We start from the raw sequence: 20,669 nt of genomic DNA, 5'->3' as shown, positions 1-20,669 counted from the left end.
GCTTAACCTTCCAGAATCAATAATCCGCCAATATACCATCGGATAAGCCTCAAATGCTGCACCATTGAATCGCCATAGCCTTCTAGTCATTCGAATAATGGCTATTTATCAGCTCTTTCGTGGAATTGGTATCGGCACCCCCGCCAACTGCTCTGCACATCGCTGAACCAAGATGGTTCGAGCCAACTCAGGATCCCGGCAACCAAGCCATGTCTCGTAATCCTCCGGCGGTACAATGACCAGGCCTCGCTTCTCATCCCCGGGCTTGTGCATGCGTTGCAACAGCGGATGCGAGTCGGCGTTGATCGTGAGCTGGGAGAAGCTGAAGGTGTAGCCCTGCTCCTCCGGCCATGCCCGCCAGATGCCAGCAACAGCAAAGGGACCGTTGTCGGCCATACTGATCCGCCAGCGCTCGGCCTTGCCGCTCTCATAGCAGGGTTCAAAGAAACCAGTCATCGGTACTAGGCAGAGGTGACCCTGCTGCCATGCTCGCCGGTAAGTTGGCTTTTCACCTACTGTCTCAGCCCGGGCATTCATGGTCGTATAGTGCTTGCTGCCGGGTTGCACCTTCCTCTTCGGTACCAGCCCATAGCTTGCGATCAGAGCTTGCCGGTGGCCGTCACGCTGGATGAGGATCGGAGCCTGATAGTCCTGCCAGACCTCTTCCTTCCAATCGTAACCCGGGTCATCGACACCGAAGTATTCCACCAGTACGGCTTTGGTCGTTGGAATGTAGCTGATACACATGGTCGGCCCTCCGTGGTTCGCGTTGACCATGTTCATTTGGCCAGCCACAGCCAAGCATAATTCGTCACAACTCACTTTGCCTTGCTCAAAACTGAAACGGCAATGAGTTATATCATTGCCGTTATTTATTATCTAAGCTCAACTACCAACTAGCTTTTACTTGATAACAAATTTCATAAACAGTGGTTACATATCAAAATCACAAGAATATTTCGTCTTTTTTTTACTTTCTAAAACTGGTTCAACACTCCGCGACTTAATCAGCGCACTGAAATTGTCACGCATGACATAGCCATTTATAAAGTTTCGCGCTTCATTGACTGTCACAAAATCACCGCCGACCGGACAGTCATTAACATACACATTGTATCTAACCTCTTCCTTGCCATTAATTTCCACCCATTTCTCTACTATCTTGACTGAAAATATCTCGTTCATTTTTACACCTTTTTAATTTCTGATGAGGCATCGAACATAATGCCTTGATATCATACTGCTACAACGCCTTTTCAAGAGTCAATACAACCCCCTGACTTTGAAATAAAATCCCGCTTTGAAAAATTAAAAAATCGATCGTGCTATTTTTAATAAAATGCTTTCTGTTTGTAGTTGGAATCCCCCCGGTTTATTATTTTTTAATTTCTTAATCATAATTAATGTCCTGACACCATTCCTTTACCACCAGGAGACCCATTAAGTTCCTACTTGAGCTCAACTGAAAGATCCAAGCTAGGCTTCAACTGCCTCCCGGTGAACTCTATCCCTGGTAACGCTATACTGTGTTTATATACAGCACAATGAGCCTGTCACCATGCTTGCAGTTCCTGATCTCGACGCCCCGGCGCTGGAAATCCCCTTGTTCCTCTCCCCTGCCATGTGTGGGTTCCCCTCTCCAGCTCGGGACTATGTGGAACAGACCATCGACCTCAACCAGCTTTGCGTCTCCCATCCCGCGGCTACCTACTACGTGCGCGCCAAAGGGGACAGTATGCTGGGAGCCGGCATCCACGACGACGATCTGCTGGTTGTCGATCGCAGCATACGGGCCATTCATGGCGCCGTCGTTATCGCTTCGGTTGATGGAGAATTCACTGTGAAGAAGCTGCAGCTTGAGCCCTCGGTGGCGTTGCTTCCTGATAACCCAGCCTACCGGCCCATCCATTTCCGTGAGGGACAGGAGCTGGAGATCTTCGGCGTCGTCACCTTCGTGGTACACAAGACCAAGCTGGGGTAGAACATGCCAAATGCCATTGCCCTGGTCGATGTGAACAACTTCTACGCCTCCTGTGAGCGCCTGTTTCGCCCTGACCTCAAAGACGTGCCCATCGTGGTGCTCTCCAACAACGATGGCTGCGTTGTATCTCGCAGCCCAGAGGCCAAAGCACTGGGGATCAAGATGGCGGTGCCCTACTTCCAGATCCGCGAGCTGTACGAGGAGCAGGGTGGCATTTGGTTCAGCTCCAACTATGCCCTCTATGGCGATATGTCACAGCGGGTGATGACCACCTTGGAGGGCATGGCACCGACCGTGGAGGTCTATAGCATCGATGAGGCCTTTGTCGAGCTGAGCGAGTTCTGGGCCGGTGACCTGTTGGCCTATGGCCGCCAGATCCGCCAGCGGGTGCTGCAGTGGACCGGCCTCACCGTAGGAGTGGGTATCGCCCCCACCAAGACGCAGGCCAAGTTGGCCAACTACGCAGCCAAGAAGTGGCCTGCTACCGGCGGTGTGGTAGATCTACGGGATGAGGTGCGGCGCGCCAAGCTGATGGCCATCACTCCGGTCGATGAAGTCTGGGGGATCGGGAGGAAACTCACCGCCAAGCTGACAGCCCAGGGCATCAGCACCATCGCCGACCTGGTTGCTGCCGACCCCAAAAGCCTACGCAGCCGGTATGGAGTCGTCGTCGAACGTACCGTTCAAGAACTGCGGGGGATCCCCTGCGCCGACTTGGAGCCCCTGGCCCAGGCCAAACAGCAGATTATCTGCAGCCGGAGCTTCGGAGAGCGGATCACCGAGTTTGGTCCCATGCGCGAGGCTCTGGCCGGCTACATGGAGCGTGCCGCCGAGAAGCTGCGGGTCGAGGGACAACACTGTCGCCATGTCACCTTGTTTATCCGCAGCAGCCCTTTTTCGGAGCGGGAGACCTACTACGGCAACCAGATATCTATCAAGTTGCAGACACCCACCGCAGACACACGTGACTTACTTACCCAGGTAGAACCTCTGCTACGCCGGATCTGGCGAGATGATGTCCGCTATATGAAGGGAGGCGTCATGTTGGCCGACTTCACCCCCGCAGGCATGCAGCAAGGCGACCTGTTCACCGACCAGCAGCAGACTCCTCGCAGCGAGGCACTGATGCAGGTGATCGACAAGATTAATCAAGGGCGTTTGGGAAAGGTCTACTTTGCCGCCCGGGGCCGAGATACGCAGGAATGGATGATGAAGCGGGAACAGCTCAGTCCGCGCTATACAACTACACTCGGCGAGCTTCCCATAGTGAAGGCGTAGAGACGGGCTAAACCTTTAGCCCATCTAGCTCGGCCGCCTGTTAATCAGTTACTGAAATGAGCTACAGTCCACGATTTGAAAAATACTAGGCACCTTGGAGAGACATGACGGCACCAAGCACAGTTAAGCTGATTTATTGCAGAGAACAGTCGCCCTACTTGGCGCGACTAGAACTGTTGTTTCAATCTGAGTGGCCAGACTTCCAGCTTTGTGATGCTTACACAGAAAGCGCGAGTTTGCCGCCAGTTGTTGTTGCAGTAGCGAATGATATGGTGATTGGCGGCCTGGCTTACTCTCGGTTCAAGGAGCCTCATCGTGACGGTGAAGTCATATGGATCAATGCCGTGTTTGTCAGTGCAGATCATCGGGGTAAAGGCATTGCCAGCCAGCTTATCAACGCCGGCTTGTCACAGATAACGTCATCGTCACAAGGCTATCTTTACGCTTACACGAATGTCCCGGCACTTTATCAGGCACTGGGGTGGTCCGAAGTTGATATTGAAAGTGAGCCAGACCATAAGGTCATGCAAATTTCGCTCAAACCTCGGTTGCCTGAATAACAACTCGCCAGAGGAGCAGCTCAGCCCCCGCTATACCACTAGCATCAGCGAGCCCCCCGAGGTGAAGGCATGAGCCTGACTAATCGGGTCAGCTGTTCTTGAACAGGTTCGGATTTTAGCGGAGGGGGAAGCCTCACCGGCCTGGGGGGCAACTCAGGATGAATGCACAGCACCTTGATGAAAATCCGTTTATGGGCCTTCCCAGCCTCTTTTATTCCTTTACGACTTTCAGCTATCGACTCAACACACTGCATTTTGCGAAGGTAGATCATCAGGTCGGCAGCCATGGAGCTGGGAATACCTAGTACCTCAACTACCTTATAGAGATCGAAAAAATCCCCATGGAGGAGCCCCCATCCGGCGATGTGAAAAGCCATTGGTTTCAGGCTGCTTTCCATTCTCCCCCACTGATCCACTGGTTAGCACTGTCCCAATAGATAGCATCACTAAAGCTGCTTACTCAAGCGGCACTCATCTCACTCACCTGCCGTTCCATGGCCCTGGCCAGATCTGACGCCTGGTGAATCACCTCATCAACGGCACGCTCTACCGCCTGCTGCATCTGTACGCCGAACCGTCGAGAGACCAACTCTGCATCCGGTACCACCCGCCCGGTACCGTGGCACTTCGGACACTCATCACCAAGCCGGGGGCGTTTGCCGGTTCCCTGGCAGTGGGGGCAGCGGCCAGTCTGCAGCAGCTCATCCACACAACGGTTATGTGCAGCAGTCAGGATCCCATTTCGCTCGGCCAGCAGGCGCTGGTACTCGTGGTCATTGCCAGCTCGGTGAGCCCGTTTGGCCTTCTCCATCACTACAGCAGCCCGGCGGCGCTCCTTGTCATAGTGAGGGTGGGAAGGCACCAGCCGCTCAAGCTGTTCGGGTAGCGGGCGGCGCAGCAGAATGGCCAGCGCCATACCGCCGGCCTCGTCATCACCCAGGATATTGCAGAAGTAGGCCAGCAGCCCCTGGATGGCTTGCTCATCCATCAGGTGATCAGCCATCAGATACTGGTACCCCTGGGGGTTATCCTTGGCAGCCATCTGCAGAGCACCCAAGATGTCTTCGCGATTCAGTGGGCCGGCAGTCCCCCGGGCGACCTCGGTCAGAGCGCCACGGGGAGAGAACAGGCGCAGGGCCATTTCAACGGATCGGTTCATGAGTAGGTTCTCCTGTGGTGCTCTGAAATGCTCGATGAAGCCAGGCGCGCAGCTGGCTAGTCTTGATGTGTTCGGGGGTGACCTCTAGCACGGTCCACCCGAGCAGGGCGGCCTCGTTCATCTTGGCGCGGTCTTCTACAAACCCCCTCCCCCGGGTATGCCGGCCTCCGGAGTGGATCCCGCCGTGGATCTCGAGCGCGATCATGCTGGTCGGCCAGGCGAAATCGAAGCGCCATTTGCGCTTGGGGTGGAACAGCAGCTCAGTGATCGGGTCAGGGAAGCCGACAAGCTGGGCCAGCACCTTGTCGTGCAGAGTGGAGACTTGCTGTGCTTTGCGCACTTGGTGGGCTGCGCTCTTGACCTTGGGGCTGTTACCCAACAGCCGGGCAGCATCGAGGGCGGAAAGGTGGATCATGCCGCCCTCCCGATGGTGGTCTTGCGCAGTGCGGCCACTTCCCTGGCCACTTGGGCGAGAAGGGTCTCCTCGCTACCATGCTCGGCTTGCCAGCTCTTGGGGGCCGCATGGAAGCCGGTGGGATAGCAGGCCCTATGGTGACGAGGGCAAAGTGGTAGCACCTGGGTGTGAGCGGAGCGCTGTGCCATCCCGGCGCCAGAGCGCACATGGTGAATTTCCGCGAGGCTCGGCCCCAAGCCTGCATTGCGGCAAGCGACACAGCCGAGAGACGAGACATCGTTCAACCACTGCTTATCAGCCTTAGTCTTGCTCATGCCGCGTCCCTCCCGTATGCGGCCACCCAGTCGAAGCCGCGGCGGGATTCATCCCCGAACTGCACGCCCTGCTCAGCGCCGAAGGCCTGGGCCAGTTCGATGAGGTCGCGCATCTCCCGCACAGTCATCTTGGAGGTGGACTTGCCCAGCACCACGAAGCCGGTACCGTCGATATTCGGCACCACGTCCTGCTGGTACAGGGCGGCGGACAGGACATGCTTCCAGTCTTCCTTGGCGAGCTGGCGCCCGTGCCAGTTCACCTGCTCGGCAATATCGGTGAGACACGCCCAAAACATGCTGTTCTGGGCTAGGGAGCGGGTCATCTCCTTGATTTCGATGACCAGCGGCTTGTCTTGGTCAACCGGCAGGCCAGCGACCAACTGGCATGCACGGGAGCGGATTTCAAAGTTGCGGAGGAAATACTTGGGATAGGTGCTCATGCAGCATCCTCCCCTGTCAGTTCAAGGGAAAGCTGTGATCTGGCTTCGAGCTGGGCTTGTTCTAGGCACAACGCCCGCTTCTCGATGCGTCGCCGGGCTAAGCCTTGCCCATGGAAAGTACCGTTGGAAACAGAGACTGCTTCACGCCTGGTGAAGTCGTGCAGGAGCTGCTGCAGTTCCTGCTTCTCGTAAAGCTGCCCTATGGCCCAGTTGAAGGCCAGGATGTAGAGCTCTTTGAGTTGGGATGCTTTTTTGCCGGTGAAGCCCATCACAAGGAAGACCATTCCATCTTTGGTGATGTTGTAATACTTCAGCGGCTTACCGTTCTGTAACTCACTGTTTTCAAAGCAAACCTCAAAATTGAGTTTTGCAAATTCCTTACTGCACTCTAGCTTTTCAATCGCAACCAGCACGTTGTCATGGCGCTTCCCAAACAACTTGGCCACTTTACGGGAGGTAGTAAACACCTCCCCTTCCTGGGCACTCACCAGTTTCTTGAACAGCTCGATCTGCCCGGGGCTGAACTGAGGGGGGATAGGCTGGATGCTGTAGATGCTGGCATAGCCGCGTGGGCGTGCTGCGGATAGATCTAGGGTATGTGGTTTGGTCATGGTCTGGGTCCTTTTGGTCATACACAGCTGGGTGGTCTAGGTCCAGCACTGACTATGGTACCCACTACTATTATTTTCTGTCACGCATCATAAACAAGCGGCACAACCAAACGTTTTTTAGCACTATCGAGATTGATGTTACTGAGTAACAAGATTCAGGGGCCTCCTCTACGGTGGTTCGCCCCCCATCCTATGTATCGGTGATGAAACTTCATTGTGTCCCATCATCTTGCAGATTTGAAATGTAAAAATGTTGTGATCATCACCCTATAACACGCTTTCTTACTTCCACAAGCGGTACCATTCGAGATACTCTCTTGAAGACGGTAACCAAGCACTAGGCAAGGCTGCCCATGACAAACAACACCCTCAAACCACCGGTTAAAAACAGCGATCTAGGGGCTGAAACCTAGGGGCGGTAGCAAACTTCATCGTAAGCTACAACGTTCTGCGGTATCCATGTGCAAAACCAAAATGCGTTTGTAGTGCATTCGTAGCAATAGTCCTTCACCTGTTTTAGCTACACCATCAAAGTTCTTAAAATATGCAAATAACAACAAAAATAAAATGGGATAGTGGTAATGAACATCAAGAGCTTGAATTTGACAAGTTCTTCCAGTTCATTATTCTAAGTGATATAAACAATGGGAAATGTAAAGTTATAATATATACAGCCGTTTCATTTCATAGTGAGTATGAAAATGAGAGGCTGCACTTCAGCTTTCAATGCAACAAGAAAACACCCACCAATATAGCCCATCAGGATAAATCCAATTTTTATAATGATGAGTTAGTTGTAAAACAATTTTGGGGGGAAAGGTCAAAAGTATCTTCTGATTTGTCAAGCGTAATAAAAGAATGCCTTGTGGGTTCTGACTATAACATCGAAAATACAGAATCGATTAGAAATGGTCTAGACAAAGACTCATCAAAGGTGCTTTACATCGAACAATCCAAAGACAATATCAGAAAAATATTAATACAACCTACCAAAATCAATGATAAGACTACTGACAACGTCATTTTGACTGGGTGTTTTGATAGTATTCCAAAAGATCTGAGAAAATACGTATCTAATGGATACTGGTTCAAAACTGAATTTGAAGACGAGATTGAACACAATCAGAAGGGATTTACAGTAAAATCTAATATCGTTTTCGAAAACGCTAAATTTAAATCCCCAGATTTCAAGATTTATTTTCAGACAAGAAAGAACTATGAATTAAAAACTTCAACCGCTGATATAGAATTCCATGAGAAAGAAGAAGATGAAAACGCAGAAAAGAGTCAACCTCGTCAAAATGAAAAGTGTGAGATCATAAAAGTATTTTCTCAAACGCAAACGCAATACTTCGATGAATGGGCTAAACTCGGCATATATGTCTCATCATTATTTAGAATAAAAACAACGACCCAACTAGAGAGAAAAATATTTACTAATGGCATATCAGCTATTACTTTTAGTGCTCAGATGGAAGATCTTGAGTCCCCTAGGAAGAGAGAGATCCATCTGCTAATTTTAAGCATCATTTTTTCTCTATTCTGCTCTATTGGTCTAGATGTCACTAGACAAGGAACTCCAGAGTTTATTCGAATTTTTCCGACACTCTTCAAATCCCATGCATCATCCGATTTCCTCTGGCTTGCTGTATGCCTAGGGGTTCTGGTTAAGTATCTCTTCGTTACGACATCAAAGATCAATATAAAAATTAGAAGATTTATAATACCAGCACCTGTTGTTACATGGCTTAGCATATATGTAGTAGCCATACCAGTTCCAGATATAGCACTCCACTCAGCATACTATATTGACATCGGAATTAGTGTATATTGTTTATTATCATTTTTATACATAATTAATTTTAGACCCCCTATGCCAATCGCCACGGATAACGTTGGTCGCTTTCATAGAATCCTCCGTTCAATAACAGGAACCTAGAATGGATATATATAACAATCTATTGTACGTTGAAAAGCCTGGTGAGGAAAAATTTATCTATAACAATAAAACCTACTATAGATATATGGATAGAATTTATATTCCAGGCCCTCCGTCAGAGCTATCTATTGAGGATGTAACCTCTCTCTCTGAAATAAGAATAATGAGGAATGGTGCCGTCATAGATTATAGCTACACCAAAGAATTAATATCCCATCTGTTAACATTAATTCCAGCTGAGCACCATACAAAAATCATTGACTTCGGATGTGGCGGTGGAATATTAGATGAAGTTATCACTGAGAACCCCTCTCTTTTTAAATCGGTAAAGGAAATTATTGGCTTAGATATTTGCCAGTTTGCTGTTGAATACTCCATAAAAAAGTACTCTTCAAATTCAAGAATTAAATATAACGCTTATAAGTTTAGTGGCAGCGAGCCATTAAAAATAAAAACCGACAGTATTAACTCTATACTATCCAGTTTTGTAATGCATTTTCCAATCTACGAAAATCAACTAGAGGAACTCTACCGAGTTCTAGTTCCTGGCGGTTACTTTGTTTATAATGACTATATACATCATCGATACGCTGGACACACAAAAAAAATAATAACCCGGCTTAAGTCAATTGGATTTGAAGTTAAGGCTCATTCTAAAGGCTTTGAGCATCCAGATACTGGTGATCTAAAAATGCATAAAATCATAACAGCGATAAAGCCAGTCAGTATTTCATAGCTGTAGACCATGATTTTTAAATACACTTCATATTTTGAGTGATATATCTTGAGCAAGCACCGGCCTCAGGCCGGTGTATTGCCTCCTCTTATGAACACCAGTAGTCACCCCCCTTCTCTACGCGGAGCGTTAGGCTGTGCATGTCTGCTCTTGGGCTCATCAGGCCAGTCCACCCTGCCACATTCATGCCCTAGTGTACCTTCCCTTCCTAGCCACAGCACCTGCCACCGCTGAGCTGTCCCGCTGAAACTCCCGCACCTCAGCCTCTAACTCGCCAGGCTACTACCTGGGTTGATAGCGTTCCCCCTCAGGCTGCTCTACCCTCCTCCCACCAGTACCCACACAAAATATGTGATCCCCTCCTGATATAGAACACAATCAACTCCATCTTTGGTTTCATATGAGATAGCTTGGTCAACAAAGACTCATATTTTCATGATCGGAGCCGGCCATGCAGTATGCAAAATGCACTCTTGATAACAGGAATTGGGAAGCCACAGCATTTGAGCAGCTTCCTGGGGGGGAGTTAGAGAGTAAGAGAACAAGTCTCGTCTGCACAGAATGTGGTGAGTTTGCCTGGTACAGAAAGAGAAGCATCCATGGCCACCCTCCCCATTTCTGTGCTCACCATGCCGAAGGCTGTGACCTGAAGGTCGAATATGTTTCATCGACAGAGAACAGGGATGATGCAACCGAAACTGCAGATGATGTCGAAAACAATGACACCATCGTCGTAAGGCTGGACAAGGAAAAGGGAGGTGCTATTGATGTTGTCCAAACCCAGAATCCCCCCATTCCAGGTCAAGGAGAGGGAGGGCGCAGGTTTGTCATCGATGGCAACACTAGGCTTTCATCACAGCAGTTTACGCTTCGCCGAATCCTACACCGGCTGGTAAAGAGCGAAGCATTCAGACAATCTACGAGTCGTATTATCTTCTACAAGACAAATGATGAAGTGATGCTTGATGGCCAAGTGAAAGACATTGTCATCAGCTTTGCGGACATCACTAAAGATAAGCACCATGAGCAGATAAATTTCTACTGGGGACCGATTGTCTCTGTTAAGAAGACAAGAGATGGAAAGATCTGGCTTAACTCCAGCATGAGCTATAACTCTGCAAGCGTGGCGATATTTGAAGACATCGCGGATGACTTCATGCAGTTTTTCGAGGTAGAGGAGCTGGATGACTTGCTCGGTGCTTATGTATTAGTCGCTGGCCGATGTGTGTATAGCAATGGTGGGGAAGGAAAGCCCGTCATATGGTGCGGTACCAAGAACTATATCTTCGTTAAGAAGTACAAAGACCCATATGTTGAAGAGGTCCTATAGGTATAGGCCCAGGAGCCTGACGCCATCGGTACCAGGCCCCTCATCTCACATGTCTACGTATTAACCCGACCAACCAGAGCTGACCGTCGAACCGACTGATTTGAACGGGGTATCACTGGGATCACCGCCGGCCCTCAAAATCTCTACTTCACTCGGCACCCCTTCGGGTCCTAGAAGTTTGAGTAAATTTTCAAGCGAAGTGAGGTGTTTGAATCCCAGATTTCGTGCAGCAAGTTCAAGCCGTTCTTTATGTTTCAGGTTTGGGTGAGTTTCTGATAACTCGTCTGCATTCATCTCACACAAACGAGCGAATTCACTCATATTCATATGCGCTTTCCAGCCAGTTTCAATGTACGCCAAAAGCCTTTACATTCATTGATTACTTCAGAAACTGCTAATGCACCAATGGCTTTTCCGTGAGCACAGAACAACTCAGCTCTGAGTCAAAATCTGCCCACAATTCATCCAACAGTCAAGTGACTCTCACCCATAGCGTCAGACATGATCCCCTGCACTCCCTTACTGATGAACGGTGCCCTCTTCTCCCCCCTACGGCAACCTTTGAAATCTGTGATCCCCTCCTGATTCAGTGCTCATTACACTCAACAATCGGAACCATATGAGTTACGATTCCTTCACGGTGCCCAAGCTCCATGCAAGGCCTACCCATGACAAGGAACTGTCATCTGAACACTGGTCAAAAGCAGCACTTGGGGGCTGTAACCCAAGGGCGGTAGCTTTTTCTATAGAAATAGAAGCGAATACTCTAGTTACAGAATAAACAAGATAGATATTTTCTAAGTCGCCATCGCTAAAACATAAATATGAGGGTGTTGTTATGGAATGGATTACACATATTGTGACTTTTCTTGTTGGCTTAGGTGCTGGTTGGTCAATTAGAATTGTCTATTCATCTAGAAAGAACATACAAAATATTAAAACCATCCAGACTGGGAATACAGTCAATAATGGAAGCATTGTAGGCCGAGACCAGAACAACTCACATAATTCACATTAAGAGGAACTTGATGTGTCTACTGAGCAGTCTGGCAATAATGTTTCAAACGGAAGTATCGTTGCTGGAAATCAAACCATCAATAATTATGCTCCCCAAGGAGCAAATAGAGAAATCCAAGATCTTTATGAGAGCCTTAAACGAGGTGAATCAACAGCTATAGACTCACAATTTTGTGATGAAATTAATCATTACATGTCTCTTCAGCCAGATATTGATGTTCGTGGACTAGATGCAAAATTAAATGAAAGCAATAGAAGTGACTTACTTTTAATTGCTAAGCAGATGAAAGAAAAAGCAGCCAAGTCTATTATGCGCCACCAAACGTCTAGGATATCACAAAGAATATTTGTTATTATTTTAGATCAGATTCATTTTGATTTCATGATGAAGGTGACTCCACTTATCCAAGAAGACAGTCATCGCACCATTGTTGATAATGAAATTCATGGAATAATTGACAACCTATATTCTTCTTTAGGCGAAAACCTGTTAGGATTAACAGCTAAAGATCTGCTGGGGTTATTATTCTTCCTCGGTGGGAATTGCCATATAAGGTGGGATAAATGTTAATTTATCATCCAGCGTTTGACGCATACCATTGTCTATTTAGAATGATGGCACTGATTGAAAATGTTAACGAAATTGAGGTTGATAAGATTAGAATATTGGATTTCTATCTAACATTCCCCTTTCTAATCTCCGAAATAAGAATGCCGCATAACTATAGCAGCATTAAAGTTTTGGCCAAAAAATACTCTAACTTATACCGCAATCCAATTAATACTAGTTCGACATTTCGCGACATGCATCAAATTCAGATGGCTGCGATTAGATGCCTTGCAGCAACTGGCCTCATCGAACGTTCAATGCTCAATAAAAACATACTTAAAAGAACTAATGTACAAGTTCCTGATGAATTGTCTAAATCCACTCAAGCTTTCATAGATAAAAAAGAAGACATCTACAGTTTCATAATTAAAGAATTATCGAATTTCCGCCTAACGGGAAAGGATGGCCTCAAAGATAGAACTAGTTTAATGGAGTACAGATATGACTTTTCTTAAGCCATCATTTTCAGTAAGTCGGCTGAAGGTTTTTCAGCAGGGCCATGAAGCATTTAGTTGTGACTTCCATAAGGGTGTAAATGTTATCAGAGGAAGAAATAGCTCTGGTAAAACGACCATAATGGACTTATTGGCATTTTCTATTGGGGCAGAAAACATCAGATGGAAGCCTCAGGCACTGCTTTGTTCATCTACTTTGACTGAAGTCTTTCTAAATGATAAGCCAGCTTGCTTTAGACGAGAGATAACTACGGAGACGCTGCGACCATTAAGTGTTTTTTGGGGAACGATGAGTGAGGCTCTTGAATCTTCACCTAGCCAATGGGAAACATATCCATTTAAGAGAACTGAAAAAACGCTGAGTTTTTCGCAAGTAATCCTAAATGCACTTGATATGCCTTTAGCCCAGGGGGAAGGTGCTTCAATTTTGACAATGCACCAGATACTCCGAGTTCTATACGCCGATCAACCCTCAGTTCACAGCCCCATCTTTAGAAATGATATATTTGACAAAGCACTTACTAGAGAAACGGTAGGCGATTATTTATGTGGTATTTTTGATGATACCCTCTATAGCTCACTGATTAGGCTTAAGCAAGTTGAATCTGAGTTATCAACAAAAATTACAGAATTGAGAAGTATCTTTTCTGTGTTAGGACGCTCCGGACAATCAGAACATATACATTTTATACAAGAGCGCATTGAAATTCTCGAAAAAGAAAAGATTGCATTACACAACAAACTCAGTGCTCTTAAAGAAGAATCCATCTCTGATAGAAGCAATAGAACTGCCGATAGAGATAAAACCACTGAACTACGTAAAAAGCTAAATAAAGCAAAGTCAGATGAGTTAAAAGTCATCGATCTTATTAGCACACTAGAGATAGAAATCGCTGATTCTGAAATGTTTATAAACGAATTAGAGGCCAGACATAATGAATTATGTGAGTCTGGAATAGCTAGGGATTACTTTAGTAATGTACATTTTCAGTTTTGCCCAAGTTGCTTGAGTGAGCTGCACAGCACACCAAATGCGGGCTGCTCACTGTGTAAAAGTGATGTCCCTGAAGGCAGCGATGCCCCTCAGTTACTTAGAATGAAGAATGAAATATCGGTACAATTAAAAGAATCAAAGCACTTGATGGAACATAACATCAACAAGCTGTCTGAGTTGAAACTATCTGCACCCACTTTAAAAAAGAATGTGCAAAGACTTGTCAATGAATATGCGTTAGTTTCTAGGTCATGGGAAGATGCTTATGAAATCGAATTTGAAAAACTGACAAGAGAGCTAGGAAGAATTGATGAAGAAATCAAGCAAGCGCATTCAACCCAAAAGCTAAACGATGTCATAATTGATTTGCAAAATAAACGCGACACCTTGCAGTCTGAAAAAGAGCAATTAACATCTTTGATTGAATCATTACAGGGTAAAGAAGAGAGTCGAAAAGCAGATATATCAAGTGCAATTGAACGCGCAATGATTAGGCTTTTAAAATTGGATTTACCTCTGCAAACAGAATTTATAACTCCAAACAATATCAGTTTTAGCTTTGTCGACAATGAAGTCTATGTAAATGGCTCTAAAAACTTCTCAGAAAGCTCTGCGGTTGTTCTAAGGCATATATTCCACCTGGCTTTATTAACATCAAGTCTAGAAAAAGAATATATGCGGCTACCTCGTTTCTTGATGCTTGATGGTATCGATGATGGCGGGATGGAAAAAGAGCGAAGCCACAATCTCCAACGGATAATCGTTGAAGAAACTGCCTCATATGAACATGACTTCCAACTGATATATGCAACCTCTGAAATCAATCCTGATTATGATGATACCGATTTAATCGTCAGTCGATATTTTAACCCTGAAGATAGGTCTCTGAATATTAACTACACCGCATTAGAAGAAAAGACTTTAGTGTAACGTTAAATATAGATATCACATATAATAAGTCAATAGACCTCACCTAACTTGGTGAGGCTATATCATGTGCATTCATCCAACTTTACATTGTACTCCCCCCCCCTATGAATACTTCATGCGCAGCCCCACCTGCGGCCCATTGGAGGTTTAGAGCGGGACTTAGCTAAATTACATGAAGCGCTAGTGCAGCCTAATAGGCAACATTGATTTACTCTCTGAACTAAATGATGAGGACCACATGTTTACTACTGCTAAAAAATTTGAAGAAATACTAACTTGCCTATCTATATTAAGATATATCTTTAAGTCTAGAAGTAAAAGAGGGCTTTATGATATAAATAAGCAAGCAGAATCATTTTTTTGTGAGATTTTGAATAGAACGTACCAATGGGAGCTTAAGAACCTAAACAATTCACAATCCAACTTTCCCGCGATTGATTTAGGTGATCAGCGCAATCGCATAAGTGTTCAAATAACATCTGAAAATTCCGCATCAAAAATCCATGAAACGATTGATAAATTCATAGAACATGACTTACATAAAAAATACAATCGATTGATTATATTTATACTCACAGATGTTAAAACGTACACATCTAAATTCAACACTCAAGATAAATTTATTTTCGATAAAAGGTGTGACATCATAGATATTGATATGTTGCTACACAAAATTGAAAATCTTAGTATTAATGAAATCTCTAATATGCATGGATTCGTTACAGGTGAGCTGTCTCAATTACGATCACTTCTTGCCGACGAAAATAGTCTTCTAAGTAAAGTGGAAACATCAGTGATAACATTCCCTGATAATGTAAATAAGTTTCTAGAGTATCATAATTTCGATGCGAGTGATTACGCCGATGAATACAATGAAATTCGATTACTATCAGAAAAAATACATGCACTAACAAGAGAAACAAGAGAATATCTATTTGCCTTAGTATTCAGAGGAAAAATAAACAACGGTATAATGTCACATAGTTTCTATGCAATACCTGAAGATATTAAATCCTATCTCAAGCTGCCACATCAGCAACTTAGAGGTCATTATGACATATTATCTGAGGCCGGTTTAATTACTTATGAAGATGATAACAATCTAAAGAGATTTGAAATTTACGCACCATCAGTTCATGGCGAAAATGCTTTATCTCTATTAAAAGAATTCACGAAAAATGACCATGGAATGCTACATAAAATAATTGTTGACTGTGACTATACATCATTATCTGATAATAGCGTTTGATATAGTATACCTATCTCACTTAAGTATATATGCACAGCTCAAGTTACCACCCAACACCGGCCTCAGGCCGGTGTCTCTTTTCCACCCCTCCTGAACAACGCCTTGAGACTAGCAACCCCTCGTTGCCCCGTCTCCTGGTAGAACTCCGGGCTGTGCTGAATTTGCTCCCTCCTCGGTAATCCCTTCAGTACCTCCACTCCCAAATCCTCCCCAGCAACAACCCTCCGTAGCAACTGGGTATACGCCTGCTCGAACACCGGCCGGTAGGCATCCAGGCTCAGCGTCTGCCGCTCCCAGCTCGTAGCCTTGGCAGCCAACTCTACTGCGGGATGGGTATACCGGCGGGTCCGCACTTCGACCAGCGCGGTATCCAACGTCGGCAATCCCAGCGATTCGGGGGTGACCTGGCACCACTTGATAAACCTGCTGGTACTCGGGAACCACTCCCCTCCCTGGCTTCGTGCTGTACGCATTCCCTGGCTCAGCTGATCACGGCTGGTGCAGTTGGCCTCGACCAGCGCCACAGTCCACTCTCGCAATGCCCTGGCTTGCATTTCGGGATTGGGGAAGGCCCTCTGCCAGGCAGGGAAGATCACCTTGAGCTGCTCGAACAGCATGGCGACCACCTGGGTATCCTGCTCGGTTACCACCGCAGCAACCGGGTGAACCGGCACCGGCGGGATCTCGCTCGGCATGTTGGCCAGCACCTCGCTTAACGGTTTCATGGTCATCAGAACCCCTCCCCGATCAACTGGTTGAGCTTTTCAGCGGTCATGGTCTTGGTCAGATCCCATTCTTCGCCGCGCGCCGGCTGGCGCACCACACCAGCACGCCTGGCGGTGAGCTTGTCCCATTGCTTGCGCAGGGTCTTGGGGCATAGCACGTTGGCAGACCAGAAGGGGTCGAGATTGGCCCACTTGAACAGCGAGCAGATTTCATGATGGCTTCGCCCGTCCTGCTCCCGCATCAAGCGGATCTCGTTCGCCCACTGCGGCCAGTTGGGCACCTTGGCCGTCGGGTTCACCACTAGGACCTTGCCATGGATGAACTCGGCTGCGGTCAGGTCGTCTTGGGTGCCCCAGAATTTTCCACTCGGGGTCTGAACTACAGCATCGGGTCGGATCTTCTCGACGGGCGCAGAAACCGACTCATCGCTCCCGGCGTCGGGGAGCGCGTCAGCGTTCTTCGACGAGAAGGGTTTAAGATCTTTACTTGTTTTATTGTTTATATTGTTTAGATCTTCGGCGTGAAACTCCGCGGATAACTCCGCGCCATCAGATTGCGATACCCCCTCTAACCCCTTATCTGATGCGGGTTCTAACTCCGCGGGTAACTCCGCGCCAATGTGTTCTGAAACTCCGCGCTGGTAAGGGTCATAATTGAGTATCGTGATCAGTGTGTATCCCTTAGTCCCCTGCTTGCTGATCCTGGTAATCATGCCCTCCCGTTCGAAGGCATCCAGGCTCCGTCTCGCACTGTCCTCTGAAACGCCACATGCCTCCCCCAGATAGCGTGCTGACCCGACTACTTGGCCTCGTGTCAGAGTCAGGCGGTTACCGTTGAAGGTGGATTCTGTACGCTCGTGAACGGCCTCTATCAGCAGGTGGATCCACAGCGCCTTGCGGGATGGGTCTTTGTAGAAGGGACTATCCTTCATGCTCTTGAAAAGCAGGACATACCCGCTTCGGCGGTTATCGTCCACGTTGCATCCTCGGCTAACAGGCTGTTGGATGGGAGCACTTGCCCCCGGGAACTTGATGACTGCGCTCATGCCACCACCTCCTGATCGAGCAGTGAGGAAAGGCGCAATAGGTCGGCCCCAGGGGCCTGGGTTGGTTTGGTCATTGATGGGTCCTGTGGTGTTTCTGCCCGGTGGTTAGGCGGGCAGGTTGTAGCTATGCGCTAGGTTGAGCCTCAGCACGTTCAGCTGAGCGGGCCTGCAGCTCGCGGGCCAGGCGCAGGGCCTGCCGGTCGGTACCTGCAGCGTGCGCTGTCGGGATGAGCGCCGTATCCAGCTCGAGCGCCAGTTCGTGGATCACCGCCTTCAAGACGATGTTGTCCCGATCGCTGACGTGCTGTGACGCCGGGCGCGGCGGCCTGAGTTGCGTAGTCATGGGGTTACCTCCTGAGAACGAAATCGATGAGCTTTTGCAGAGGACGCTTGGGGCGCTCTACTTCGTAGGTTTCCTCATCGAGGTGGGTGAAGGTGAGCAGCCCGCGCTCAGGCAAGCCGGATCCCTCCAGGATTTCCTCCACGGTTACCAGGGGGTAGCCCTGTTCGATGAGGCTTCGATTGGCGCGTTTGACGGCCCTCGTCAGGATCTGGGGTTCATGCTGTGATATAGCCCTGAGCAGGAGCAGCAGAGAGGTGCGAGCGAATGCGGTTTCGGTCAGCTGGAGCTCAGCGCCGACTTCTTGCCACACCTGGCGGTGGGCTGGGGTACCGCGCACCTTCAGCGCAGGGATCACATCAAGCTTGGCGTGATCAGGTAATGCTGGTCGTCCCATGGTGTTGGTCCTCTAGTGGTTATGACTCAGGCCGGTGGTCAGGCGGCCTGTTGGATTTCGGTTTGTTCTGGTCGGTAATCCTCCCATCCCATATCGAGTGAATGCCCGCTATGGATAACAAAGCTGACAGCATGGTTTGCAGGCACTACGCCCTTGTTGTGCTTCCTCCACTTAGAGAAGTTGCATCGGTCAATGCCGATAGCCTCACTGGCCTTGGCAGCATTACCGAAATACTGTTCGACATCCTCAATGCGCATGGGTTGGTCCTCATCATGTGGTCTTTGAAGCGCCATTTTGTTGCCAAAAGGAAATTTAAGTCAAGATGATCAGTGCCCCTTTGACAATCACCACCGCGGTAGACTTGGTGCAAGAAAGCAACATTGGTGAAGTGATGAAGAATTTTGCTGAGCGCCTTGAAGCTCGAATGAAAGAGATGGGGGTGTCACCTGCCGATCTCAGTAGAAAGAGCGGGGTGAGCAAGGCGGTTATAAGTCGCATGCTCAATGAGCCCGGGCGCGAGATAAGGGCTAGTAGCCTGATGTCCATTGGCAAGGCGCTCCGGATAGACCCGGTGTGGCTGTTCTTGGGACGCTCAGCAGACAGCTTGATCAGTGACATTGAAGCTGGCCCTGGTCTTGTCCCTGTATGGACTATGGCTGCCTTGCAAAGAGACCATATCAGCGACGCATGGCCTCACACCAATACAGGAAAATCACTAGCTACGGAACGTGAAGGCCACCTGTTTGCTCTCGAAGCTGATGATGATCAACTGAAAGATGCAGGCATAATTACTGGCGTCACCTGCCTTATTGACCTCGGAGACACGGCCCCAGATCATGGTGACATCATGCTGGTTAAGATCATTTCCAGTGACCAGTTCCGCCTTCTACGAGCCATCAAGGGCTTAGACTGCTGGAGGTATGGAGTTGATGATCCTAGAGTCGGGAGCCTAACAGCTAAAGAGTTGATCACGCTCGGCAAGGTCGTAGAAATCCGCAGATAACCACCGCCCCCCGCTATTCAATGCAGCCCGCCATGAGCGGGCTTTTTGTTGCCTTCGAAAAATTTTTCAGTTTCCTTTTGGAATCATCGTTGACATACAGTTGTCTTTTGGCAACAATGAATTTGTTCCAGATTGGCAACTACTTGTGAGATGCGATTCCAGGAAGCAACCAAGACCAAAATCACTACCCAGAGGACCAACCATGAAAGTGAATGACCCTGTGCAGTACACCAACCCCCGGACCCGCGTCACCGTGCCGGCCGTGATCATCGACATCACTGACCTGGGCAAACGCCGCGGTGGCGGCCTGTTCTACACCGTCAAGACCGAGGCCGGTAAGGAACACCGGGCCCGTGCAGGCTGCCTGCAAGCAGCAGCCTAACCAGTCGCTCCCGCCGAGAGCGGGAGCACTCAACCGAATGAGCATTGCCTCAGTGCTCAACCGGTTGAGACAAATCATCGGCCACCAGCAACAGGACCCGCCCCTAACCAGGGAAAAGTAGAAGGCGCCTGACCAGCGCGTAAGAACGACAAAGCCCGCACAAGGCGGGCTTTGAAGGACTGGGGTACCACCCCAATCGGATTGTTACCAGGGGACCAACCCCAGCAACAGGACCCATCCACGCCAAAGCGAGGAAGGAGTTAACGAGGACCAACCCGTCAACAGGAGCAAATGTACCATGACCAAGCGCATTTTTTCCAGAGCCGCGAAACGCGCCGACCAGATGCTTGAGGCCTTCGCCGACAGGCTGAACGGTAACGCAGCACGCCGTCGCGCACTTAAACAGCGCCTCTTTGTGGCCATGCTGGCCGCCGAGCAACACCACATCGTTGCAGCTCGAGCAGCCCAGCTTCGAAACACTGGTTTCACCAGGCACAGCGCCCTCCTCCACTGGCGCGCAGAGTTCCACCGCAACGCCGTCTGACCCGGGTCTGGCGCTTCCCTGATAGCGCCGTAGCCAAAGCCTCTTTCTCAAGCATCTCAAGGATGCTTTGGCTAACTGCAACCTGAATTCAGCGTTGCACCGCTCTTTCACAATCTGGAACCGGCTCACAACCACCAATCCCGATGCCGGTAGGGATGCGCCGATAGCCCGTCAAACCGGAAAGCGGTGTGTGATCGTGAACACCGGCCACTGT

Annotated in this window: 27 protein-coding genes; 13 read left to right on the top strand and 14 right to left on the bottom strand. The window is 48.5% G+C overall.

The window, feature by feature from the left end:
* Nucleotides 1-108: 108 nt before the first annotated feature.
* On the bottom strand, nucleotides 109-747 hold the full coding sequence (locus ACT5M9_RS18885; protein ID WP_457979678.1) for an SOS response-associated peptidase: 639 nt from the start codon (nucleotides 745-747) through the stop codon (nucleotides 109-111).
* Nucleotides 748-933: 186 nt separating this feature from the next.
* Nucleotides 934-1,185 (bottom strand): hypothetical protein, encoded by a 252-nt coding sequence (locus ACT5M9_RS18880; RefSeq protein WP_457979680.1) that lies wholly within the window; start codon nucleotides 1,183-1,185, stop codon nucleotides 934-936.
* A gap of 373 nt (nucleotides 1,186-1,558) precedes the next feature.
* On the opposite strand from ACT5M9_RS18880, the gene ACT5M9_RS18875 reads away from it, so the two are divergent.
* The 3 genes from ACT5M9_RS18875 (at nucleotide 1,559) to ACT5M9_RS18865 (ending at nucleotide 3,819) form a co-directional block, all read left to right on the top strand.
* Nucleotides 1,559-1,981: a translesion error-prone DNA polymerase V autoproteolytic subunit gene (locus ACT5M9_RS18875; RefSeq protein WP_457979682.1), complete on the top strand. Its 423-nt coding sequence runs from the start codon at nucleotides 1,559-1,561 to the stop codon at nucleotides 1,979-1,981.
* A 3-nt stretch (nucleotides 1,982-1,984) separates the two neighbouring features.
* On the top strand, nucleotides 1,985-3,259 hold the full coding sequence (locus ACT5M9_RS18870; RefSeq protein WP_457979684.1) for a translesion error-prone DNA polymerase V subunit UmuC: 1,275 nt from the start codon (nucleotides 1,985-1,987) through the stop codon (nucleotides 3,257-3,259).
* A 104-nt stretch (nucleotides 3,260-3,363) separates the two neighbouring features.
* Nucleotides 3,364-3,819 carry a GNAT family N-acetyltransferase gene (locus ACT5M9_RS18865; protein WP_457979686.1) on the top strand — a complete coding sequence of 152 codons (456 nt, stop codon included), beginning with the start codon at nucleotides 3,364-3,366 and terminating at the stop codon, nucleotides 3,817-3,819.
* A gap of 44 nt (nucleotides 3,820-3,863) precedes the next feature.
* Here the strand turns inward: ACT5M9_RS18865 and ACT5M9_RS18860 are convergent, their stop codons facing one another.
* The 6 genes from ACT5M9_RS18860 to ACT5M9_RS18835 form a co-directional block, all read right to left on the bottom strand.
* Nucleotides 3,864-4,196, bottom strand: coding sequence for a hypothetical protein (locus tag ACT5M9_RS18860; protein WP_520395678.1), 333 nt, complete (start codon nucleotides 4,194-4,196; stop codon nucleotides 3,864-3,866).
* Between the two features lie 83 nt (nucleotides 4,197-4,279).
* A complete protein-coding gene (locus ACT5M9_RS18855) occupies nucleotides 4,280-4,978 on the bottom strand; it encodes a TIGR02642 family protein (protein ID WP_457979688.1) in 699 nt (232 codons plus the stop codon).
* Nucleotides 4,962-5,393: a putative endonuclease domain-containing protein gene (locus ACT5M9_RS18850; RefSeq protein ID WP_457979690.1), complete on the bottom strand. Its 432-nt coding sequence runs from the start codon at nucleotides 5,391-5,393 to the stop codon at nucleotides 4,962-4,964. The genes ACT5M9_RS18855 and ACT5M9_RS18850 overlap by 17 nt, the downstream gene beginning before the upstream one ends.
* Nucleotides 5,390-5,707: a Ref family recombination enhancement nuclease gene (locus ACT5M9_RS18845; RefSeq protein WP_457979692.1), complete on the bottom strand. Its 318-nt coding sequence runs from the start codon at nucleotides 5,705-5,707 to the stop codon at nucleotides 5,390-5,392. Before ACT5M9_RS18845 ends, ACT5M9_RS18850 begins: the two co-directional genes overlap by 4 nt.
* Nucleotides 5,704-6,147 carry a recombination protein NinB gene (locus ACT5M9_RS18840; RefSeq protein ID WP_457979694.1) on the bottom strand — a complete coding sequence of 148 codons (444 nt, stop codon included), beginning with the start codon at nucleotides 6,145-6,147 and terminating at the stop codon, nucleotides 5,704-5,706. Before ACT5M9_RS18840 ends, ACT5M9_RS18845 begins: the two co-directional genes overlap by 4 nt.
* Complete coding sequence (locus ACT5M9_RS18835) at nucleotides 6,144-6,758, bottom strand: Rha family transcriptional regulator (RefSeq protein WP_457979696.1); 615 nt, start codon at nucleotides 6,756-6,758, stop codon at nucleotides 6,144-6,146. The genes ACT5M9_RS18840 and ACT5M9_RS18835 overlap by 4 nt, the downstream gene beginning before the upstream one ends.
* 544 nt (nucleotides 6,759-7,302) lie before the next feature.
* On the opposite strand from ACT5M9_RS18835, the gene ACT5M9_RS18830 reads away from it, so the two are divergent.
* From ACT5M9_RS18830 to ACT5M9_RS18820, 3 genes are all read left to right on the top strand, one after another.
* Complete coding sequence (locus ACT5M9_RS18830) at nucleotides 7,303-8,697, top strand: hypothetical protein (protein ID WP_457979698.1); 1,395 nt, start codon at nucleotides 7,303-7,305, stop codon at nucleotides 8,695-8,697.
* A 1-nt stretch (nucleotide 8,698) separates the two neighbouring features.
* Nucleotides 8,699-9,433: a class I SAM-dependent methyltransferase gene (locus ACT5M9_RS18825; RefSeq protein ID WP_457979700.1), complete on the top strand. Its 735-nt coding sequence runs from the start codon at nucleotides 8,699-8,701 to the stop codon at nucleotides 9,431-9,433.
* Nucleotides 9,434-9,884: 451 nt separating this feature from the next.
* Nucleotides 9,885-10,763: a hypothetical protein gene (locus ACT5M9_RS18820; protein ID WP_457979702.1), complete on the top strand. Its 879-nt coding sequence runs from the start codon at nucleotides 9,885-9,887 to the stop codon at nucleotides 10,761-10,763.
* Nucleotides 10,764-10,823: 60 nt separating this feature from the next.
* Here ACT5M9_RS18820 and ACT5M9_RS18815 read toward each other — a convergent pair whose 3' ends face one another.
* Nucleotides 10,824-11,090, bottom strand: a complete 267-nt coding sequence (locus ACT5M9_RS18815; protein WP_457979704.1) for a hypothetical protein — start codon at nucleotides 11,088-11,090, stop codon at nucleotides 10,824-10,826.
* Between the two features lie 703 nt (nucleotides 11,091-11,793).
* On the opposite strand from ACT5M9_RS18815, the gene ACT5M9_RS18810 reads away from it, so the two are divergent.
* From ACT5M9_RS18810 to ACT5M9_RS18795, 4 genes are all read left to right on the top strand, one after another.
* Nucleotides 11,794-12,351 (top strand): ABC-three component system protein, encoded by a 558-nt coding sequence (locus ACT5M9_RS18810; protein ID WP_457979706.1) that lies wholly within the window; start codon nucleotides 11,794-11,796, stop codon nucleotides 12,349-12,351.
* A complete protein-coding gene (locus ACT5M9_RS18805; RefSeq protein ID WP_457979707.1) occupies nucleotides 12,345-12,845 on the top strand; it encodes an ABC-three component system middle component 5 in 501 nt (166 codons plus the stop codon). Before ACT5M9_RS18810 ends, ACT5M9_RS18805 begins: the two co-directional genes overlap by 7 nt.
* Nucleotides 12,832-14,769, top strand: coding sequence for an AAA family ATPase (locus tag ACT5M9_RS18800; protein WP_457979709.1), 1,938 nt, complete (start codon nucleotides 12,832-12,834; stop codon nucleotides 14,767-14,769). Before ACT5M9_RS18805 ends, ACT5M9_RS18800 begins: the two co-directional genes overlap by 14 nt.
* A 238-nt stretch (nucleotides 14,770-15,007) precedes the next feature.
* Entirely contained in the window at nucleotides 15,008-16,018 is a 1,011-nt protein-coding gene (locus ACT5M9_RS18795) for an SMEK domain-containing protein (protein ID WP_457979711.1), read from the top strand.
* Nucleotides 16,019-16,080: 62 nt separating this feature from the next.
* On the opposite strand, the gene ACT5M9_RS18790 is transcribed toward ACT5M9_RS18795, so the two are convergent.
* The 5 genes from ACT5M9_RS18790 to ACT5M9_RS18770 all read right to left on the bottom strand — a co-directional run bounded on the left by ACT5M9_RS18790 (nucleotide 16,081) and on the right by ACT5M9_RS18770 (nucleotide 18,783).
* Complete coding sequence (locus ACT5M9_RS18790) at nucleotides 16,081-16,749, bottom strand: replication protein P (RefSeq protein ID WP_457979713.1); 669 nt, start codon at nucleotides 16,747-16,749, stop codon at nucleotides 16,081-16,083.
* Complete coding sequence (locus ACT5M9_RS18785; RefSeq protein WP_457979715.1) at nucleotides 16,749-17,789, bottom strand: phage replication protein O; 1,041 nt, start codon at nucleotides 17,787-17,789, stop codon at nucleotides 16,749-16,751. Before ACT5M9_RS18785 ends, ACT5M9_RS18790 begins: the two co-directional genes overlap by 1 nt.
* Nucleotides 17,790-17,913: 124 nt before the next feature.
* Entirely contained in the window at nucleotides 17,914-18,132 is a 219-nt protein-coding gene (locus ACT5M9_RS18780; protein WP_457979716.1) for a hypothetical protein, read from the bottom strand.
* Nucleotides 18,133-18,136: 4 nt separating this feature from the next.
* Complete coding sequence (locus ACT5M9_RS18775) at nucleotides 18,137-18,526, bottom strand: hypothetical protein (protein WP_042642167.1); 390 nt, start codon at nucleotides 18,524-18,526, stop codon at nucleotides 18,137-18,139.
* Nucleotides 18,527-18,564: 38 nt separating this feature from the next.
* Nucleotides 18,565-18,783 (bottom strand): hypothetical protein, encoded by a 219-nt coding sequence (locus ACT5M9_RS18770; RefSeq protein WP_457979718.1) that lies wholly within the window; start codon nucleotides 18,781-18,783, stop codon nucleotides 18,565-18,567.
* Nucleotides 18,784-18,848: 65 nt separating this feature from the next.
* Between ACT5M9_RS18770 and ACT5M9_RS18765 the strand changes: the two genes are divergently transcribed.
* The 3 genes from ACT5M9_RS18765 (at nucleotide 18,849) to ACT5M9_RS18755 (ending at nucleotide 20,455) form a co-directional block, all read left to right on the top strand.
* The gene (locus ACT5M9_RS18765; protein WP_457979719.1) at nucleotides 18,849-19,529 is read left to right on the top strand and encodes a helix-turn-helix domain-containing protein; all 681 of its coding nucleotides are present in this window, start codon (nucleotides 18,849-18,851) and stop codon (nucleotides 19,527-19,529) included.
* A 202-nt stretch (nucleotides 19,530-19,731) separates the two neighbouring features.
* Nucleotides 19,732-19,911, top strand: a complete 180-nt coding sequence (locus ACT5M9_RS18760; RefSeq protein WP_457979720.1) for a hypothetical protein — start codon at nucleotides 19,732-19,734, stop codon at nucleotides 19,909-19,911.
* A 298-nt stretch (nucleotides 19,912-20,209) separates the two neighbouring features.
* Nucleotides 20,210-20,455 (top strand): hypothetical protein, encoded by a 246-nt coding sequence (locus ACT5M9_RS18755; protein ID WP_457979722.1) that lies wholly within the window; start codon nucleotides 20,210-20,212, stop codon nucleotides 20,453-20,455.
* Nucleotides 20,456-20,669 lie beyond the last annotated feature (214 nt).

Source organism: Aeromonas sp. AE23HZ002T15 (genome assembly GCF_054165525.2).
This window is presented reverse-complemented; position numbering and strand designations above follow the sequence as displayed.